Origin of the sequence: Mucilaginibacter sp. SG564, from assembly GCF_013149275.1 — a bacterium.
In the GTDB taxonomy this organism is placed as follows: domain Bacteria; phylum Bacteroidota; class Bacteroidia; order Sphingobacteriales; family Sphingobacteriaceae; genus Mucilaginibacter.
Map to the genome: position 1 here is coordinate 166,747 of NZ_JABGNA010000005.1, position 19,964 is coordinate 186,710.

Consider the following 19,964-nt stretch of genomic DNA (forward strand, 5'->3'; position numbering starts at 1 on the left):
TGGCGCCTGACCATTCTATAATTGAATTCGAAAGGCAGTTAACCCGCCGATAGCGATTGTAACTCGCGATCAATTTTTCTTTTTTATGAAAACTGTTATTGTAATATCAGGTAAGTGATCTCCAGCAAAACGGGATGACAAAAGCAACCGAGCATCACATCCTTCAATTTTATAATCCTGTTGACTGTGTGGCTTAATGCGCTTTCAGCGTGATAACCATCAATCTCATTACGGACCATCACATCACCATGCCCCCTGTCAACAATATTTAACTTAGCTGCTGAGAAAAAAGCGCAAAGCGATTTGGCAATGAAAAAGACAGCAAGGCTTGCATAGAATTTGAAAAAACCACCAACTGAGCTTTTTAAAATAAATCCTTTTTGCGGCAAAATCATGCCATTTGGGGTCGCTAACAATGGAAAATTACAAGACATAATATTTTATTTATAGATCAATCAATTCATTCAACAAGTGCTCTACCGCACCTTACGCTTAATCGCGAGACTCACCCGCGAAACTTCGCCGTACCAAAAAACCGGCCCGAACAATAGTTAGACAATATTTTTAAAAAGTGTGACAGTCCGGGAGAAGCTTTACTGTCGAGCCGGGCTGGCATTTGAACGATTAGACAAATCATTTGAAAAGTGTGACGAGCAGTTCGGAGTAAAAGAATGAAGGTCCTTCCCTTTTTTGGCAAACGCCAGGAACATGAAATAAAGCTTTATAGGCGCGAATGCCTTCCCATGATTACTTACGGGTCTTTGACGAATTGTTTAACTGGCAATCAAAATTGCGTTTTCTATAATTTTTCAAATCTCGATTCCCCAAAGACATGATCCCTTGTGGGTTGACCGCATAAATTTCAATCTGCAAAATCACCTTTGTCACACTTTTCAAATGATTTGTCTAAAAGCCGTCATCCGGTAAACAGACCGATTTTAGATGGCACCTGGAAAGTGTCACAGTTTTGAAACCGGGTGTCTAACGAAGTGAAAGGCAAAAAATAAGTCCTGGAATGTTAAGAAAAATATGAACTGTCACAGTTTATAATCCAGGTGTCTAAAGAGCGAACGACAAATATTTTAGGACGAGTAAAAATTTAAATCACAGAAAAAATGGGCATCATAGAACGCAAACAACGCCAGAAAGACGATACAAGATTACGCATCGTCGATGCCGCACTGAAAATCGGCAAAGAGCATGGGTGGAACGCACTTAGCATGCGCCGTATTGGTGATATAATTGAGTACTCTGCGCCTATAGTTTACGAGTATTTCTCTAATAAGGACGCCCTTTTGATAGAGCTCATCAGAATGGGTTACCGCAAACTGGTAAAACAATTGAAAGCAATCAATAAAAGCCACGAAAGTCCGGTAAAGCAAATTGAGGCTTTGTGGCAAGTATATTGGGACTTCGCATTTGCGGAAAGAGAATTTTATCAGCTGATGTTTGGAATAGATACCAGTTGCGCTTGTCACACTTTAAGGCTACCTGAGGCTGAGCAGCCTGAAGCCCTGATAAGTGAGGCGATAAGAAGGCTTCTTCCGAACCGAGAGAATACTGACGAAAAGGTATCAGAGCTTTATTATACTTTTTGGTCGATCGTTCATGGCCTAATATCATTAAACATGGTTAGAGCAGATATTCCAAAGTCCTTAAACGGTCAAGTTTTAACGAGTGCGCTAAGTGGCGTTTTTAGATCTATAGCCACGGACTAGCATAACCGGCATTTCCTGGTTTTCTATTACGTCGCAAAAATGCGATGACAGGATAGGTATTGCCAAAATATTTCGAACTGAGTATTAAAAAACGAGAAATAATAAATAATAAACAAACACAAATTAAAAACAATAAAATCATGAAATCACTAACATTATCCCTAGCAGCAATTATCGCAACAGTACTTGCAAGTTGTTCAAAACCAGAAGCTCCGCAAACCGCAGCGCTATCTGAATTGCCGGTTTTAGAAATCAAAAATAGTAACCCTATTACCTATCAGGATTATCCCGCATCAATCGAAGGCGCCCAAAATGTTGAGATCCGTCCGCAGGTCAGCGGGATCCTTGAAAAGATCTACGTGGATGAAGGCGCTTTCGTTCAAAAGGGTCAGCCACTATTTAAAATTGAGGATCAACCTTACACTGAGAAATTAAACAATGCACAAGCCGCACAAATGGCTGCTGCAGGCGCTGTTCAAAATGCGCAATTGGAGGTTGAAAAATTGACTCCGTTAGTTGCCAACAAGGTTATTTCTGACTTTCAGCTAAAAACTGCTAATGCTACTTTAACAGTCGCTAAGGCAAATTTGCAGCAAGCCAGGGCCGACGTTGCAGCAGCAAAAATCAATTTAGGCTATACCTTGATTAAAGCTCCGACCAGTGGCTATTTAGGAAGGCTGGATACTAAACAGGGAAGTCTTGTCGGGCCGTCTGATGCTGCCGCTTTGACACAGGTTTCAGACGTACACGATGTACGCGTATACTTTTCTTTAAGCGAAGATGATTTCGTGACCTTCAAACAACAATACGCCGGCAATACGCTTCAGGAAAAAATTAAACATTTGCCACCTGTTTCTTTGGTGTTGGCGGATGACAGCGCATATGCCATTCAAGGCAAGGTTGATATGGTAGATGGCCAATTTGATAAAAATACTGCGGCCATAACACTTAGAGCAACTTTCCCTAATAAAAACGGCGTACTAAGATCAGGAAATACTGGTAAAATAAGGTTGGGTCTTCAGCATGAAAATGTTGCAGTAGTTCCGGTTGATGCGACCTTCGAGGTGCAGGACAAAGTATTTGTCTATACTGTTGGAGACAGCAATAAAGTTGTTAAGCAGCCAATAGTCCTTGCCGGTAAAAGTGGCACTACCTACCTGGTAAAGAATGGATTGAAGCCTAAGGACAGAGTTGTGACAGCCGGTATAGATCATTTGCAGGATGGTCAGAAAATACAGCCCCAAGTTGACACCAAGCTTTCAACAATTGCCTACTCAGCTAATTAATCACCAATCTGATCACCTCTTAAAATTTCAATTATGTTACGCAAATTCATTGAGCGACCAATTCTTTCAACAGTTGTCGCGATCATTACGGTGATACTGGGCGCCATCGGATTAACAAAGCTGCCTGTAGAACAATTCCCTGATATCGCTCCGCCAGCGATCCAGGTGACTGCAACTTATCCTGGCGCAAACGCGGAAACAATTCTAAGATCAGTTGCCCCGTCTCTGGAAGAAGCAATCAACGGTGTAGAGAACATGACCTACATGAGTTCTATTGCCAGCAACGACGGTACATTGGCCATCTCGGTGTTCTTTAAGCAGGGCACTAATCCTGATCAGGCTTCTGTCAATGTTCAGAACAGGGTTTCACAGGCTTTGAGCCAACTACCGCCAGAGGTCATCCAGCAAGGCGTCGTAACTCAAAAGCAACAGAACAGCTTGATCAGTTGTGTCGGTGTTTTCTCTACAGACCCTAAAAAATACGACCGCCATTTCGTTGCCAACTATACTTACATCAACCTTATTCCGGAAATCAAACGTATTCCCGGTGTTGGTAATGCGGTCCTATTTGGCGGGTCTAAAGATTATTCAATGAGGGTTTGGCTCAATCCTTCTAAAATGGCCGCTTATAAGGTTACACCCGCGGAGGTAAACAGTGCGATACAGGACAAGAATCTGGAAGCCGCACCTGGAAAATTTGGTGAAGAGAGCAATGAGAAATTCGAGTATGTAATCAAATATAAAGGCAAATACACCCGTCCCGAAGAGTACGCTAATATACCTATTCGCGCAAACAGCGACGGGTCTATATTAAGACTAAAAGACATAGCTCGTGTAGAGCTTGGTGCCTATTCTTATTCCAACTTAAGCTTTTTGAACGGAAGAGAAGGTGAAACGATTATGATCTACCAACTAAAAGGGTCAAATGCTAACGATATTCAAATTCAGGTTGATAAATTGATGGCGAAAGCTGCGAAGAATTTTCCAAAAGGAATTGAGTATGACAATTTCTTCAGGAGAAAAACAGCTCTGGATGAATCTATTGTTCAGGTGAAACATACGTTAATCGAGGCTTTCGTCCTTGTATTTATCGTTGTCCTTATTTTCCTGCAGGATTTCCGTTCGACCCTTATACCGGCAATAGCCGTTCCTGTCGCGATCATTGGCACGTTCTTCTTTATGAATCTTTTTGGGCTGGCTATCAATCTGCTAACATTGTTTGCGATGATTCTTGCAATCGGTATTGTAGTCGATGACGCAATTGTGGTGGTGGAGGCAGTCCACTCAAAAATGGAGCATGAGCGTTTGAAGCCAAGAGCAGCGACGCTAGCCGCAATGCATGAAATTGGCGGAGCGATTATATCGATAACCCTGGTGATGATGGCCGTTTTTCTTCCGGTAGGATTTATGAGCGGATCAACAGGCATCTTCTATAGGCAGTTTGCGTTTACGATGGCAATTGCGATCGGTATTTCAGCCATCAACGCCTTGACACTGAGTCCTGCATTAGCTGCATTGTTCCTGAAAAATACGCATACAGATGACATCGGCGAAAAACCAAAAACATTTACGCAGAAATTCTCGGTAGGCTTTAACGCTGCATTCGGAAAAATAACAAATACCTACGTAAACCACGTTACTTTTTTACTGAAACATAAATGGCTCGGCATAGCCGGACTTGGATTGGTGACTGTATTCGCAGTGTATTTAGTGAAAAATACTAAATCCGGGTTTATTCCCACTGAAGACCAGAACTTCCTTGCAGTTGCGGTAAATATGCCGTCAGGAACTTCTTTAAATACCACTAGAGACGTAATGCACCAGGCCGATAAAGTGTTGTCAACTATTCCGGCTACTCACATGTTGGCGACCATAGATGGTTGGAACCTGGTAACCAATTCAACAAGCTCGTCTTCAGCAGCCCTGTTCTTTCTGTTGAAACCGCAAAAGGAACGCGGAGCTGTTCGTGACATCGATGCATTACAAGACCTGATGCGTCAAAAACTTTCAACGATCAAACAAGGAACATTTTTTGTCTTTGCCTTCCCGACTGTGCCTGGCTTTAGCAATGTAGAAGCGTTGGATATGGTTTTACAGGATAAAACAGGAGGCACTTTATCGAACTTTAGCAAAATCGCTAATGATTTCATTGGCAAGCTTAACAAACGTAAAGAAGTAGCCTTCGCGTTTACTCAATTTAAAACCGATTATCCACAGTATCTTTTGGAAATCGACGATGACAAAGCGGCACAACTGGGCGTTAGCGTGCGTGATGTGTTTCAAAGTATGCAAACCTATTTTGGTAGCGCACAGGCTTCTGATCTCAGCCGTTTTGGTAAATATTACCGAGTAATGGTTCAGGCTGACGTACCTAATCGTGCCGATCCTTCATCTATTGCACAGGTGTACGTAAAAAACAATATTGGACAAATGGTGCCGATCAAAACACTTATTAAATTGACCAGGACTTACGGCTCAGAGACCGCTTCACGTTACAATTTGTTTAATTCTATTGAGATCAATGCAATTCCAAAACCTGGTTTTAGTTCAGGTGACGTCATTAAAGCGATAGAGGAAACTGCAAAAGAAGAATTGCCGACTGGTTTCAATTATGAATGGACAGGACAAACACGTGAGGAAATTTCCGCCGGTGACCAGGCGATCGTAGTATTCGCGTTGTCCCTGATATTTATCTACTTCCTTTTGGCCGCACAATATGAGAGTTATCTGCTGCCATTTGCCGTACTGCTTTCCATACCAACTGGGGTAGCCGGCGTATTTGCAGCGTTACATTTCACAGATATCTCCAATAATATTTATGTGCAGGTCGCCCTGATTATGCTGATCGGTCTGCTATCCAAAAATGCTATCCTTATAGTGGAATTTGCCCATCAACGCCGTATGCACGGAGAGCCGTTGGTTGAGGCTGCCATTAAAGCGGCCAAACAACGCCTTCGTCCGATAGTCATGACCTCCCTGGCGTTTCTCGTGGGCATCATACCGATGATATTTGCGGAAGGCCCGTCGGCACAGGGTAACCACTCCATTAGTATTGCAGCCGCCGGTGGCATGACTTTAGGTGTTGCGCTAGGATTACTAATTATACCCGTATTGTTCGTGATCTTCCAGCATTTACAGGAAAAAATAAGAGGGCCGATTAATGCGGATCATGACGAGGCTGTTATTGAAGACGAGCATTCAAATCATATTCAACCTGTCGTACTGAATTAATCGGTCTTGAAAAGAAATCGTAAGTAAACAATAATGTAAAATCTTTCTATGGAGCTTCGGAGCTCCATAGATTAAATCACAACGAAATGAAAACCTTAAAATTTGGATGGCTTGCTCTTATCACTTTGGCCATACTGAGCGGCTGTAAAGTATCGAAAGATACCCAACTTCCGGATATGCAACTTAAGAATTACCGCGCTGCGACTGTTGAGGATACCGCTTCCGTAGGTCGTTTGAGCTGGAAAAACTTCTTCACTGATCCAACGCTGAGGAGTCTTATCGACAGCGCTATCTTACGGAATAATGATCTGCAAATTGCAGTCAAAAATATTGAATCGTCACGCCAGCTATTGACGCAGGCCAAGTGGGGAAACGTTCCTGTCGTAGGATTGGGGGTATCGGCTGCTACAAACAATCCTTCCGATAACAGTTTTACTGGCTTATCGTTGAACTCAGCTTTGCAAACCAACCATATTAATGATTACAATGCCGGCTTGAACCTATCCTGGGAAGCAGATATATGGGGTAAAATCAGCAGCCGTAAGGCGGCAGCGTTATCCGCTTACCTGCAGACCGAAGAGGCACGTAAAGCGGTCCAGATCAGACTGATATCAAATGTAGCCAGTGGCTATTATAATTTATTGATGTTGGACGAACAGATCGAAATCGCGAAAGCTAACGTCCGGCTTAATGATAGCACTATAAGTATCATTAAGTTACAATTCACTTCAGGCCAGACCACCTCGCTGGCTGTTCAACAAGCAGAAGCTCAAAGACTGACCGCAGCTGCGCTGGTGCCTAAATTTGAGCAGGCGATCGCTATCCAGGAAAACGCCCTTAGCATTCTGGCAGGCAAATTGCCTGAAGCGGTTACCAGGTCCGGAAAGCTGGAGAATATAGCTCTTCCGAAAAATTTATCTGCCGGTGTGCCCTCACAGTTGTTAACCTACAGACCTGACGTTCGCAGCGCTGAATTAGCGGTTGACAAAGCCAACGCGCAGGTTGGTTATTCAAAAGCGGCAATGTATCCCACGTTGGCAATTACCGCTCAGGGTGGTGTCAACTCGTTTAAAGCCAGTAATTGGTTTACGCTTCCGGCCTCACTTTTTGGAGTAGTAACAGGTAGTGTTGTTCAACCTTTATTACAACGTAGGGAGTTAAAGACAAATTACGAAGTAGCAAAAATTAATAGAGAGAAAAGTGTAATTGAGTTCCGCCAGCAAGTACTTACCGCGGTTGGTGAAGTTTCAGATCAGCTTGTAGCGTTTGACAAATTGGGTGAGCAGAAGATCATCGTTAGCAATCGTGCCAAGACCTTGCAGCAGGCAACCAATAATGCTAACGCCCTGTTCAAGAATGGCCTGGCGAATTATCTGGAAGTGATCACAGCGCAGAGCAATGTCTTGCAAAGTGAATTGGAATTGGCGGGTATCAGGAAGGCTCAATTAATTGCCGCGGTAGATCTATATCGTTCTTTAGGTGGAGGTTGGAATTAAAGTTAAGTGTTTTCGTTGTTTTGTTGATGTGTTTGATTGGGCGCTCCGGATATTTCCGGGGCGTTTTTTTTATCCAAAGGAAATTGTCACAGTTTTTAAATTGAGTGTCTAAAACAGCAAGGCTAACACGTTTGCCAGAATAGATGAAATTGAAAAATTTCAGCAGTCGACCATTTCTGGTCGAAGGAATGGCGGGTTTAGTATCCGGTGAAAAAGCCTTGTTGTAAACGAATAGCATGTGGCCAGGCAGTCGCATGCTGTATTTTAGAAATTCGGCAATGAATAAATCCATTTCTCCCTGGCTGTCCTTAGGTATAGTTTTGACTGCGCCTTTATTATCGGTCATTGATATTTTCATCATTAATGTAGCCATGCCATCTATAAAGGCAGGCATTCGTGCCAACAACGCACAGGTACAATTGGTGATCGCATCTTACTTATTAGGTTACGCTTCATTCCTGATAACCGGCGGAAGATCCGGGGATCACTACGGACGAAAGCGCATTTTTATATGGGGTATGATTTGTTTTTCTTTTTTTTCAGGTTTATGTGGTTTTTCGCAAAGTCCCCTGCAGTTAAATATTATGCGATTTGCCCAGGGTTTGAGCGCTGCGTTCATGGTGCCGCAGGCGATAGCCTTTATACAGGTATTATTTGTAAATACGGAAGATCGATCCCGGGCATTTGGCTGGTTTGGTATAACCCTTGGCACTGCATCAATAATTGGACAGGTGCTCGGCGGCTATTTTTCCGGCGGTCATTTTTTTATAGCCGGCTGGCGGTTGATCTTTTTGATCAATGTTCCGATTGGGATACTCGCAATTTTTGCAGCGCATTTTTTTCTTCGGGAAACCACGCGACAGAAAGAAGCGAAAATGGATGTTTCCGGCGTACTGATACTCACCATTTCCCTTTTTTGTCTGATTGTTCCGATTATTCAAGGGAGGGAGGCTGGTTGGCCGTGGTGGAGCTTTTCCTTGTTAGCAGCCTCTGTAATTCTATTTATTTACTTTTTTTACGATCAGCGCAAAAAAAAGCTTTCGGGCAGAACCCCGCTCGTCAACGAAGATCTGTTTCATTTTTCGGATTTTCGAATAGGCCTTGCGGCGGTTTTATTCCATTTTATGTTGCATACCTGTTATCTGTTTTTAAGCGCATATTATCTCCAAAGCGGTCTGGGTTTAAGTCCATTAATTGCCGGATTATATTTCGTCGCGCCTGGCGTACTCTTTACCTTAAGTTCAGTTGTCGCCGGGAAGTTAATTCCAAAGACCGGCCCGTCTATTGTTCAGCTTGGTGTCATCATCATTCTGGGGACTTTTGCTTTGCAGATCGTATTTTTCAAAACTGGCGCTAGTGTTTTTACATTATTTTCGCTTCAAGCACTATATGGGTTGGGAAATGGGTTTGTCGTTCCATCGTTATTAAACCTCACGCTTCGAAGTGTACCCCCAAAATACGCGGGCGCTGCCGCAGGAATTTATTCAACCGTTCAACAAACGGCCTCAGCTCTTGGGATCTGCCTGATCGGAGGATTATTTTTCTTTATCTCAGATAAAGTCCATAGCATACAAACCGCCTATCATTACGCGCTGGCAGCACAAATTGCTTGTGGTGTGCTGGTAAGCCTGATGTTGCTTTTTCTCCCCAAACAGTATCGCAACTCTTTAAATCTTAATACCGCACCGGTTGATTAATGCAACGAATTCTGTCATTCAGCTTGAAAGGGAAATCCGGAACGAAAAAAATATTCCAATTTTCTTTTTGCGGTCAAGAGCTATCGTCGTCACTTCTTCTCCAAGCTGAATTCCTAATGCGGCGTGGTATTAAGCCTGGTCGTTTACTGTAGTAATTATTAATTCTTTTGAAGAGAAAGAATTAACGAAAAAGTTTTGTCACACTTTTTCATTTGCGTGTCTAACCATGCAGATGTCAAAATCTGCACTTGAACAAAGACACTCAACAACACTTTAAAACGGACTAACATGAAAGAAAGCGCAGTAATGAACCCATACAGCACGAAGTATAACGAAGAGGAAGATCTCTTACTAATTAGCCAGGCATTTAAAGGAGCCTCCGACGCACTAAACACATTGGTGCAGCGACATCAGCAGTTTATTTACAATGTTGCTTTAAAATTTGTAAGGGACGATGATGACGCGGCAGATCTTACGCAGGAAGTTCTGATAAAAATGGTCACCAAATTAAACCAGTTTGAAGGGAAAAGCAGCTTCCGCACCTGGCTCTACAAAATGGTTGCTAATCATTTTTTAAATAGCCAGAAAAAAAAGAGGGAAGCCGCAATTGTTTCTTTTGATGAGTATGGAGAGTACCTGGATACCGTGCACAATGAAGAAGAGATGACCCGGGAGGAAATGGAACTAAAGGAAAAAGAGATCACCTGGACCCGCAATAAGTGTATGTCCGGGGCGCTTCTGTGCCTGGATCGCCAGCAAAGGATGGTTTTCATTTTGGGAGCTGTCTTTAACTTAAAATCCCCGGTTGCTGCGGAAATATTGGATATGACCCCTGAAAATTTCAGAAAGCAACTTTCTCGGGCCAAAGCTGACTTGTTCAGTTTTATGCAAAACAAGTGCGGTTTGATGAATCCTAACAATCCATGTCGTTGTCACAAAAAGACGAAAGGGTTCATAAGCGAAGGAATAGTACATCCTGAAACGATACAATTTTATTCCGAAGTTACAGAATCCATCGAAGCTATTGCGGAGCACAAAACTCATGAAATGGATCACCTTATCGAAGGCCGCTATCTTTACCTATTCACCAATCAGCCTTATGAAAGGCGTAGAGATAACGAAGCAAAATCACGTGATATCTTAAATGACCCTATGGTAAAGCAACTGTTTGAATTAGTTTAAAATTACTTCTGTTGCAATTATTTATGCAGGATTTTCAAGTGAAAAAAGATTGATGAGCGTTGGATCAAGCATGCCGAGCTCGATTCAAAATTATGTTTGCGTTTCAATGGAAGAATTGACAGATAACCCTTACTGTCGCGGGGTGAAAACGGGGGGGGTGCTCGTGGAAAAATTTCAAAAAGCTGAACCGGGTTCTGATAAAAAAGAAAATTGATTAGCACCTTTTATCTTTTCGAGTGACTTACTTTATATATTAAAAAACCAATAAACAATCATACGATTATGAGTAGGAATCTACGATCAGTAGGCTACGGGTTCGGAACGAATCGCAGAAGTGATAATCATTGGCAAGGCTCAAAAATGATCCAAAATGATTAATATGGACACCAGCGCAATCTTTGGTGCTCAATACGATGCCGGTGGCGTAATTTCAAAATCATTGATCGATACCGGATTTCGATTAAAAATTATAATCGACGAGAAATTTGCCGACAAAGCGTCTGATTCGATGGACGGCCTCGTGTATGTCGTTGATTTCAGGGACTTTGGTTTAATGAAGAAGACGCTTAGCGATCTCGAAAATGTATTTATAATTCTTCCGTCAAACATAAAGGATAGAAATTTCATTCAATCACATTTAGCGTTGCTAAATTCATTTTTAGCTATTTTGCCGGAACTTCAACTGAAATATATTGTTTATCTGCCTGGCGTTCTTTCCTCCGAATCTCTGAGTGAAGAAGAAAGAATTTCATTCATTAAAAAAGAGCGAGAATTTAGGGTAAGGGTCGAAAGTTTGAGGGCTGCACAATTAGTTTGGATGAATAGCGAAAATTCATGTTTATACTAAACTTGGGCGTCAAAAGCCACTTTTTTTAAGGCCAAAGTCGACCCCTAAATGATTCTTTTGATTTAGGACGACAGAGGGGTCACTTTGCTTTGGCGAACGTGGCCACTTTCAACTGGCAAGGAGGACCTTTTTGATCTGGACGGATTGGGCAATTTTGTGTGTTTTATCCATCGGTATCTCACTGGTCTGCATCAATTTTTTTCGGGTTGAAGTCAGATGGCGGTGCTTCGGGGTCGGGCAAGTCTCCATTCTCGTCCGTGGCATTATTAAAGTGGATAAACATCCCGAATCGCAACTCTACAAACTTTCTTTGCAAATCAGAATGCATTTCAGGATTCGCGCCAGTTTGGGCATATGAAGGTCGGTATAAGTTTAGGCCGGCTAAGGCCGCGATAAGAATGAAGTATTTTATTTTCATTTCGGGTTTGGCAAAACCTGTCCGGCTTCCCGGACAGGTGATATCAATTTTAATTTCGCAGCTTTGGGTAAATTCAAACGTGGCTACGCCTCAATAAAGAATTGATTATTCTTACCAAATACTCTGAGTAACGACACTCGCGAAAAAAACTATTGTTTATTCCAAAAAGTAAGTTCTCCCCAATTACTTGCTGTCTGATCATTATCCACATCTTTCGTGACGCGAATACGAATATATCTTACGCTCTTACCATTGCTATTGAGTTCAAATTTTAGTGGCTGTGTTCCGTCGTCTGTCCTAACACATTCTTTTAAAAGGACCCAGCCTTTTGAAATCATTTCCGATTTCCATCCGGAATTGTTTGCGGGAAGAGCCGTAGCGGCGTTGGTCAGGTCCGCAATGCCCCATACCTCAAAAGTCCCTGGGTTATGATACCCATCTCTCCCTGTTTCTTCAACCCGGCCAAGATTTTCGTAAGTCTTGCCCAGATCAAACGTAAACGTATGGGGCATGCCATGCTCACTATCGGTATGGAAGATATTAGGATAAGCTTGAGGTCCGACACTTCCGTCCCAAAGTTTACTCAAACTTGTTCCAAAGTCGGCATGAACGTCATTCGGAAGAGACACGCCATCTTTGAATTGGTTTTTATCACATAAGACGTAGGAGAATATCCTTGGAAAGTCGTCCATAGATGTGACCTTAAAAGTATCAATCGCATCTCTTTCAGGGATATAAAATGACTGATAGCTGATAGGTGTGGCTAATTTATAACTCGGCAGGCGTATTGATTTATCCTGTGGGGCGAGTGTTGCCGTACTGGCCACACCTTGTGCGTTGGTGTAATGAATAAGGGTTTTAATGTTGATAGTATCCGGCGCTATGAAGTTAAGGACCAATGAACCATCGTCGTTTAACAAGTAAGGATTTGCCGCGTCATAACCACGATTGAGCAGATTCGACTCGTAAATAGGTCCATAAACTTTTGCATTGTTTACTTCAAACGGAATGGATCTATTTCCCAAAGCATCGAAAGAGTATATAGTAAATGAGTAAGTGTATTCTGATAGACCTTTAATTACCGTTCTGATCGTATCCGTTGGCGTGGAAACGTTAACGACAGAAGAGTCGGTCTTATTATTATAGTAAATAACGTAACGCGTAATAGATGGATCTGAGCTGCTTTTCCATTTTAACGCGATTTCTAAATTGCCGGGTTGAACGATAACTTTATTAACAGCTCCAGTATACACCAATTCGTGATCACCGAGATATTTTTTAAAGTCAGTCTGTTGATCGCCTTTTTTACAACTAATAATCGCCGTCAATAGAATCATCGACAATGCGATATTTCTAATTTTTTTCATTTTTTTAGATTTAAGTTTTATTTCGGTTGTCCGTAAAATGAGAGTTCCATAATGTGTGCAGCATCGCCATTGGACCATGTTTGCCCAACGGCTACGCGTATGTACCGAACATCCGGGTTAGTCAAAGCAAAATTGAATCCCACTCCTGCTCGCACAAAAGCATTATCGGCGGCATTGTGATTATTGGGTGGAAGGCCGGAGGGCGGATTTGGATATCTGAAATTGCCAAGATTTACCCAGTCTCCCAATACCGTCCCCACGGCAGATGTCAATGGAAGCACCTGGTCTTTGGGATTTGGCGCGCTGGAGCCCCAGAGCGTAAATACTTTTGGATTGAAATGTGAAAACGAATAAATATTGCTTCCGTCATCTGGACGTTCCCAAATAACGAAACGGCTCAATTTATACAATCCCCCAATTGAAAAAGTAGTAACGAAGGGGGCTGTGTGACCAGGCATAGTATGCCAACCGTCAAAACCGTCAATTTTACCATCCCATAATTTTTGAACAGAAAAGCCATAATCGGTAAAGCCCAGCTCCGTGTCCGATGGCAACGTAAACGCAGAAAACTTACCCTTATCGAGAAATACCTCCGGCAGCGGCGTTAAATTTTTGCTTAATGTATCTGAAATATTCCCGAAGCCATCTGTGACATATACCCCAAATTTCCGCAAAACCGCGTCGTATCCTCGCAGGGAATAATTAATCGTATCTGCATTCACATAATGCTGATCCTGAACTTCCATTCGGTTTGTGGATTTATCAAAGGCTGTGATGATTACACCTATATCTTTTCTGAGCGGATTTAACGTATTGACATTAACCCCTCCGAAATCGGCGTTTAAACTAAGTTGGCGACTGACAAGCTGATAAACAGGCGTCTTCGGGTTAACCGTCACTACTACCGGGTCAGAATAAATATTTGCCCGAGTGACTGAATATAATGTGACTTTGTATTCCTGAGCCCGCGCGAAACCTTCCACGTTCACGGTATCACTGAAGTACGATGATTTAGTTTCCCTCGTAACTCCTTTTCGGATTTCGTATTGGGCCAGGACATACAAAAGATTTTGCGACTTAGGAAGTTTATAAGTTATATAGGTTCCGCCATTGTAATTGTCAACCTTAACGTCGGTGATTACTCCCGGTTTAGCAGGGTCTTTAGAGACCGGATCATTATAACCCTTATTTTCCTTACACGAATAGATGGTTGCGGTTATCCAAACCAAATAAAAAGCGACTGATATTTTTTTTAAGTATTTCATAATGCTTGATCGATAATTAATGATTACCAATTGAGATTTTGAACGAGATTATTGTTAATGAGCAGATCATCAGAGGCAATAGGCCATAGATAATTCCTGACATTAAAAACAGGCGTCACCAACGTCCTGGGCCTGTAATAGTTGACGGCAGTAGATTCATAGATGTTCCACCCCTGCAGCGGCTTACTTAACACTTGCTGCAATTCTTTCCAGCGGCGAAGTGCCCAGCCTGGCTCGCTTTCAAATGCCAGTTCTATTCGCGTTTCCTGATGAATAATTTGCCGAAGCCCCTCTTTGGAAATGAACTTATTTGGAGTCTTGGAGTAGTTGGTCCATGCTTCGACAACGCCAGGCAAGCCAGCTCTTTGCCTTACCTTATCGAGGTAAGGCACCACTTGAGCATAAGGTTTGCCTTGCTCATTAAGTGTTTCGGCATATAGCAAGTACAACCCAGCTAAACGAATTAGCGGCATGCGAAAATCAACTACCTGGGCTCCGTCATCATAAACTGTGAGGTAGTTGACTAATTTCTTTGGCCAATAACCTGTAACATTTATTCGGACATTATCTTTTGGACCAGCCAAGGAGGTATTTCCTTTGCCCTGAATGAAATAAGCTCCTTCAGGATTCAAGTTGCCGTTTCCGTACCATATACCACCATCAAAACCTAAGTCTGCATAAAATCTGGGCTCGCGATTAAAATGCGCCTTGACTGTTTCATAACCGTTCCCGATGTAAAATCTGTTTTGGTCATCGCCGGCTTTGATATCGTACCGGTTAATATAGTCCCAGGTTTTGTCTTCATTAATGGGAACGCCCTTATCAGTATAGAATAATTCCTGCTCAGAAATTGGAACGGCGAAAGTTCCTGGAAAAACCACATTTGCAGCTGATTTTGTCGTTAATCTCGGACCGCAATAGGCTTGTTGTCCAAACGTTGGATTTAAGGCCCAAATAAGTTCTGTATTTAACGTCCAGTCTTCGGTTATGGACGTTTGCAGGGAAAGAACGGTACGTAAAGAATCTGGCAAATTTGCGGGAATGGTTGCAATTGGAATGTATTGGTGCAATTTAAACCCATTTGCCTCAGCAACATTGATTGCTTCCTGGCACGCGGTCGCGGCTTTATCCCATTTACTGGCATCATAGGTCGAGTTAAAAAGCGGTTGGCCATCTTTATTCTTGACGCTTACGTAGTCTGGATTGCCGTTAAAAAGCGGACTAGCGGCGGTCGCCAACACTTGAGCCTTAACCGCGAGAGCGATAGGCCTTGTAATTCGTCCGAGTTCTTTCGCCTGATTTTGAATAACAACGGGGAGGTCGGGAGCTGCTTCCGTTAATAATCTCACCATGTAATTTACCACTGAGTCAACTGGTGCTCTTTTTACTTTCACCGCTTCCTCAGAAGCGTTGATGGGTAGGTTTTTGTCAATGATTGGTATAGGGCCATAAAGACGGAATAGGTAGAAATGATAATAGGCCTTTAAAAATTTAACCTCCGCGATCCATCGTTTTTTTTCATCAGCGCTAAGGTCGACAGGTTTATCAATGTTTTCTAACATGGTGTTACACCGTCTAAGCGCCTTAAAACTCGATTGGCCGCCGTTATTTCCATCCCAAAAATTCAAGGCGGGATTTTGGCTGGTTTGGGTGCCTCTAATCAGATTGAAACCCTGCGGATCGACCCCGGAATTATCGCTTAAATCGTTTGGATAAATAATCTCCGAAGAGGTAACGAAGCCGGCGTTATACTGCGGATAATTGAGCTGCTGCAGTTGCGCATAACAGGTAAATAAATAGTTTTCTGCTTCGTTACGATTTCTGAAGGCATAATCTATTGTTCCTACATTATCAGGCGTAACATCCAGATATTTTTTACAGGAAGAACAAAAGAGCACAGTAGCTGCTACGACTAAGTACAAATGAAATATTTTCATATTTTAAAAATGCTTTAAGAATTATATATTGATATTCAACCCGACGTTAAACACTTTCTGAACCGGATATGCGAAAGCGTTGCCCCCCTGTTCCGGATCCCAGAGTTTAAAAGGACTCCAGGTCAGGAGGTTCAATCCATTGAGATAAATTCGAGCCTTTTTCAGGTTAATCGCTTTTGCAAACCTGTCGGGCAGAGTGTAGCCTATCTCAAGTGATTTAAGGCGTAGAAAACTGCCGTCACGTAACCACCAGGTACTGGATTGCCTGTTATTTTCTATAGCAGCTCCGTCCGGCCCGAGCCTTGGGTAAAGCGCGTAAAGATTCTGATTCTGTTCTGACCAGTGATCGTCTGCATAAGCTTTCAGCAGTTGGGTATTGCCTGTAAAGTAACTATCCGGACTTTTGATGAAGGGCGCCGTTCTGGCGGGATCAATAAAGAATGACACTTTTGCCTGGCCCTGAAAGAATCCTGAGAGGTCAAAGTTCTTATAGGTCGTAGTTAAACCGAATCCATATACAATCTTAGGCACCGTAGGATTTCCGATGTACGTTTGATCAGCTCCGTCGATCTTCCCATCTCCGTTCAAATCCCGATATTTGATATCGCCTCCTTTAGGGGGGAAGCCGTTACTGCTAAAAATCTGTGTCGGAGAGTTCGCGGCCTCATTATCGTCAACGAACAATCTTTCTGCGATATAGCCATATTGTCTATTTAAAGGCTGCCCTACCAAATATCGGGATGCCTCAAGCCAATGTGGCTCTTCGTATTGCGTGTACTTGTTGGTAGAATAAGTAAAGTTGCCCCGTACCCCCAATGAAAAGTTTTTGCCGAAGGATTGAGTTCCATCGACTGAGATATCTACACCCTGCGAGTGGACTTTTCCGATATTTGCAGCTATGGCAGCTTCAAGACCTGTTGTTGTCGGAATTGAAGATCTATTTTGGAGGATGTTATATTTATTATTCTGATACACCTCTGCAATGACATTGAACTTCTTAAGTAATGTGAACTCTAACCCTAAGTTTGTTTGTTTTGAGGTTTCCCAGGTTACATCGTCATTTTCATAGTTATTAATATTGACACCATTTCTGTAGTATTGATTGTTGTTGCCGAAATAAGCGAAATTTCCGCCGTTAAGATTTACATCTGACAAATAAAAAAATCGCTGACTTCCGATCTGGTCGTTGCCTACCAGACCATAGCTCGCCCGTAATTTAAACCTGTCAAATACGTTATACAAATCGCCCCAAAATTTCTCATCGGATATGATCCATGATCCCCCGATGGTAGGGAAAAAACCGAATCTATGATTTGCGGAAAAGCGTTCGGACCCATTATAACCGAAATTGAATTCTAGGTAATATCTTCCTTTATAAGAATAGGTAGCACGTCCTGCCAGCGTTTCATTTCGGAAAGGAAGTGAATCAAACAATGTACCCGCGTTGGCGTTCCTGGTCTGCTGCTGTGTACCTATCAGGGATGCACTTACGTTGTTATTTTTGCCGAAGCCGTGGGAATAATCTAACACGCCCTGCAAATACAGGAAGGTACTAAGTGCGCTCGCTCCGGGAGAGTAACTCAAGTACTCCCGAGCTTGCCCCGGCTGATCGTTAATCCAATCAAGCTTGTATGAATTTGTTGCTTTATTATAATCAGTGGCCGTGTAATAAAAAGGGTTATAATTCATCGAAGATTGGAATCTCGCATAGCGGTTTGTGCTGAAAATTCCATGAAAATTCAGTCCAGGCGTTATAAATTGCAGATTTTGGTTGAGTTCGAATTGTGCGAGCATTCTGGACTCAGAAAAGTTCTGGTGCCCGGAAAGCAAATTGGCATATGGATTAATATATTGAGAAGCCCCTACTCCACCATTTGCAGCTGGTGCATTGCCGAACAAAATATGTTTTGTCTTTAAGTTTGCTGAATCCGGAGGATAGTAGGCAGGGAAATCCACGGGGCTAGTATGCATAACCAGGTTATAAAGGTCTGTTTGCAGTGAGGCGTCATTTGTTCTAGGTCCGTTATATTCATTAAATGTACCTGACAAACGTACTATCACCTCAGTATTACTAGTTAGATTGACATTGACATTAGACCTCAGCTGATAGTTTTGGAATTTGACGTTGTTGTTGTTGTTATTTCTGATATCCGTCTTAAGATTACCATTATCATTACTGTACGATCCCGCGATATAATACCGTGCAACACCACCACCGCCCTGAACACTTAAATCCCCACGCTGAGTGCTGGTTCTTTTCTTAAAAAGAAGAGCGAGCCAGTCTACCGCCGGGTATACGAATTCATTACTGCCCGGAGCGTGATTAATAGTATTTTGAGTCTCGTTAATTTTGTTTTGCGTATAAGGTAATGGATTCAATGGATAACGGGTCCGGGTAGCCTCATTGAATAGATTCATGTAGGTGATTGGATCGGCAAGCTTAATATTCTTAACATTTTGAGACGAGGAATTTTCTACCCTTACATTTATTTGGGGCTTCCCCGCCTTTCCCTCTTTGGTTTTGACCAGGATAACTCCATTTCCGCCTCGTGCTCCATAAAGGGCCGTTGCACTCGCATCTTTTAAAATAGTGAAGCTTTCGATGTCGTCTACGTTGAGCCTCGCCAAATCAGACGCTGTCAGTTCCACGTTATCAATGAGAATCAGCGGGCTTTGCCGATATCCAAATGTTGTAACCCCACGAATGAAGAAATTTGCATTGTCTACGCCAGGTTGTCCACTCGGTTGATAGGCTATTATTCCTGCTACCTGGCCCGCTAACGCATTTGTCAAATTACTGGCGGGCACCCGCAGATTTCCTGGCTTAACCGTTGTAACTGAGCCAACAAGAGCTTCCCTTGTTTGCTTCCTATTATAAGCCGTAATTACCACATCGTCAAACTGGCTTTTTGCCTCGTTTAAGATGATTTTGAAAACCTTTTTATTTTCTGTTACGGTAATTTCCTTTGCAACAAATCCTACAAACGTGATTTTTAATACGGTTCCAGGAACAACGTCAAGTAAAAACTTGCCATTTTCGTCTGTTGCCGTGCTATTGCCCTTTGCGTTGGCAGGCGTAACATTCGCTCCAATTATAGCTTTGCCTAACGAATCAGTTACTGACCCAATGGCAGTGATTTTAGTTTGGGCGGCGCCAATGTTCGCCATCAATATCAATAAGCATACGATGGCTAATGATTTGCAAATCAGTCGAATTTTGAGCTTTTTACTTGGCAGCTGCCAATCTTTGACTTCGTAGATTTCTCTCATAATCTAGTTATTAGGGTTATTAAAATGTGGCTAATAGAAAGCAGGAAGATTCATTTGAGTGACTTCGTCACTCAGCAGTCGATATTTTGCTACAGGAGTATGTTGATTCTATCTCCTAAGCGCAATTAAATTGAATGATTTAAGGCTGCGTCAGGAATAGCTTTCAGTTTTACACCTTTTTGCAGGACGGACATTTATCAGGAGAAATACCCGGTTATTGAAAGAGGAGTCTATATGTAAAATCTTCCCA

13 protein-coding genes are annotated in these 19,964 nt (G+C 42.5%); 7 read left to right on the forward strand and 6 right to left on the reverse strand.

Going from position 1 to position 19,964, the window contains the following annotated elements; all coding sequences use genetic code 11:
• Positions 1–95: 95 nt before the first annotated feature.
• Positions 96–434, reverse strand: a complete 339-nt coding sequence (locus FHW89_RS13070; protein WP_172335486.1) for a hypothetical protein — start codon at positions 432–434, stop codon at positions 96–98.
• Between the two features lie 681 nt (positions 435–1,115).
• Between FHW89_RS13070 and FHW89_RS13075 the strand changes: the two genes are divergently transcribed.
• The 7 genes from FHW89_RS13075 (at position 1,116) to FHW89_RS13105 (ending at position 11,457) form a co-directional block, all read left to right on the forward strand.
• Complete coding sequence (locus FHW89_RS13075) at positions 1,116–1,718, forward strand: TetR/AcrR family transcriptional regulator (protein WP_172335487.1); 603 nt, start codon at positions 1,116–1,118, stop codon at positions 1,716–1,718.
• Positions 1,719–1,858: 140 nt separating this feature from the next.
• Positions 1,859–3,004 (forward strand): efflux RND transporter periplasmic adaptor subunit, encoded by a 1,146-nt coding sequence (locus tag FHW89_RS13080; RefSeq protein WP_172335488.1) that lies wholly within the window; start codon positions 1,859–1,861, stop codon positions 3,002–3,004.
• 33 nt (positions 3,005–3,037) lie between these two features.
• A complete protein-coding gene (locus FHW89_RS13085) occupies positions 3,038–6,235 on the forward strand; it encodes an efflux RND transporter permease subunit (protein WP_172335489.1) in 3,198 nt (1,065 codons plus the stop codon).
• 86 nt (positions 6,236–6,321) lie between these two features.
• Positions 6,322–7,731: a TolC family protein gene (locus FHW89_RS13090; protein ID WP_172335490.1), complete on the forward strand. Its 1,410-nt coding sequence runs from the start codon at positions 6,322–6,324 to the stop codon at positions 7,729–7,731.
• 278 nt (positions 7,732–8,009) lie between these two features.
• Positions 8,010–9,428 carry an MFS transporter gene (locus tag FHW89_RS13095; RefSeq protein WP_172335491.1) on the forward strand — a complete coding sequence of 473 codons (1,419 nt, stop codon included), beginning with the start codon at positions 8,010–8,012 and terminating at the stop codon, positions 9,426–9,428.
• 288 nt (positions 9,429–9,716) lie between these two features.
• On the forward strand, positions 9,717–10,610 hold the full coding sequence (locus FHW89_RS13100) for an RNA polymerase sigma factor (protein ID WP_172335492.1): 894 nt from the start codon (positions 9,717–9,719) through the stop codon (positions 10,608–10,610).
• A gap of 379 nt (positions 10,611–10,989) precedes the next feature.
• Positions 10,990–11,457 carry a hypothetical protein gene (locus FHW89_RS13105; protein ID WP_172335493.1) on the forward strand — a complete coding sequence of 156 codons (468 nt, stop codon included), beginning with the start codon at positions 10,990–10,992 and terminating at the stop codon, positions 11,455–11,457.
• Positions 11,458–11,635: 178 nt separating this feature from the next.
• Here the strand turns inward: FHW89_RS13105 and FHW89_RS13110 are convergent, their stop codons facing one another.
• From FHW89_RS13110 to FHW89_RS13130, 5 genes are all read right to left on the reverse strand, one after another.
• Positions 11,636–11,875 carry a hypothetical protein gene (locus FHW89_RS13110; protein WP_172335494.1) on the reverse strand — a complete coding sequence of 80 codons (240 nt, stop codon included), beginning with the start codon at positions 11,873–11,875 and terminating at the stop codon, positions 11,636–11,638.
• 149 nt (positions 11,876–12,024) lie between these two features.
• Complete coding sequence (locus tag FHW89_RS13115) at positions 12,025–13,242, reverse strand: DUF4998 domain-containing protein (protein ID WP_253952230.1); 1,218 nt, start codon at positions 13,240–13,242, stop codon at positions 12,025–12,027.
• Positions 13,243–13,259: 17 nt separating this feature from the next.
• Positions 13,260–14,507, reverse strand: coding sequence for a DUF5000 domain-containing lipoprotein (locus tag FHW89_RS13120; RefSeq protein ID WP_172335495.1), 1,248 nt, complete (start codon positions 14,505–14,507; stop codon positions 13,260–13,262).
• Positions 14,508–14,530: 23 nt separating this feature from the next.
• Positions 14,531–16,444, reverse strand: a complete 1,914-nt coding sequence (locus tag FHW89_RS13125; RefSeq protein WP_172335496.1) for a RagB/SusD family nutrient uptake outer membrane protein — start codon at positions 16,442–16,444, stop codon at positions 14,531–14,533.
• 21 nt (positions 16,445–16,465) lie between these two features.
• Positions 16,466–19,714 (reverse strand): TonB-dependent receptor, encoded by a 3,249-nt coding sequence (locus FHW89_RS13130; RefSeq protein WP_172335497.1) that lies wholly within the window; start codon positions 19,712–19,714, stop codon positions 16,466–16,468.
• Positions 19,715–19,964 lie beyond the last annotated feature (250 nt).

What these genes read in the sequence shown, in the direction of transcription:
- FHW89_RS13105 (WP_172335493.1), top strand. Translation starts at nt 10,990, where the DNA reads ATGGACACCAGCGCAATCTTTGGTGCTCAATACGATGCCGGTGGCGTA.
- FHW89_RS13110 (WP_172335494.1), bottom strand. Translation starts at nt 11,875, where the DNA reads ATGAAAATAAAATACTTCATTCTTATCGCGGCCTTAGCCGGCCTAAAC.
- FHW89_RS13120 (WP_172335495.1), bottom strand. Translation starts at nt 14,507, where the DNA reads ATGAAATACTTAAAAAAAATATCAGTCGCTTTTTATTTGGTTTGGATA.
- FHW89_RS13070 (WP_172335486.1), bottom strand. Translation starts at nt 434, where the DNA reads ATGTCTTGTAATTTTCCATTGTTAGCGACCCCAAATGGCATGATTTTG.
- FHW89_RS13100 (WP_172335492.1), top strand. Translation starts at nt 9,717, where the DNA reads ATGAAAGAAAGCGCAGTAATGAACCCATACAGCACGAAGTATAACGAA.
- FHW89_RS13085 (WP_172335489.1), top strand. Translation starts at nt 3,038, where the DNA reads ATGTTACGCAAATTCATTGAGCGACCAATTCTTTCAACAGTTGTCGCG.
- FHW89_RS13115 (WP_253952230.1), bottom strand. Translation starts at nt 13,242, where the DNA reads ATGAAAAAAATTAGAAATATCGCATTGTCGATGATTCTATTGACGGCG.
- FHW89_RS13125 (WP_172335496.1), bottom strand. Translation starts at nt 16,444, where the DNA reads ATGAAAATATTTCATTTGTACTTAGTCGTAGCAGCTACTGTGCTCTTT.
- FHW89_RS13090 (WP_172335490.1), top strand. Translation starts at nt 6,322, where the DNA reads ATGAAAACCTTAAAATTTGGATGGCTTGCTCTTATCACTTTGGCCATA.
- FHW89_RS13095 (WP_172335491.1), top strand. Translation starts at nt 8,010, where the DNA reads ATGAATAAATCCATTTCTCCCTGGCTGTCCTTAGGTATAGTTTTGACT.
- FHW89_RS13075 (WP_172335487.1), top strand. Translation starts at nt 1,116, where the DNA reads ATGGGCATCATAGAACGCAAACAACGCCAGAAAGACGATACAAGATTA.
- FHW89_RS13130 (WP_172335497.1), bottom strand. Translation starts at nt 19,714, where the DNA reads ATGAGAGAAATCTACGAAGTCAAAGATTGGCAGCTGCCAAGTAAAAAG.
- FHW89_RS13080 (WP_172335488.1), top strand. Translation starts at nt 1,859, where the DNA reads ATGAAATCACTAACATTATCCCTAGCAGCAATTATCGCAACAGTACTT.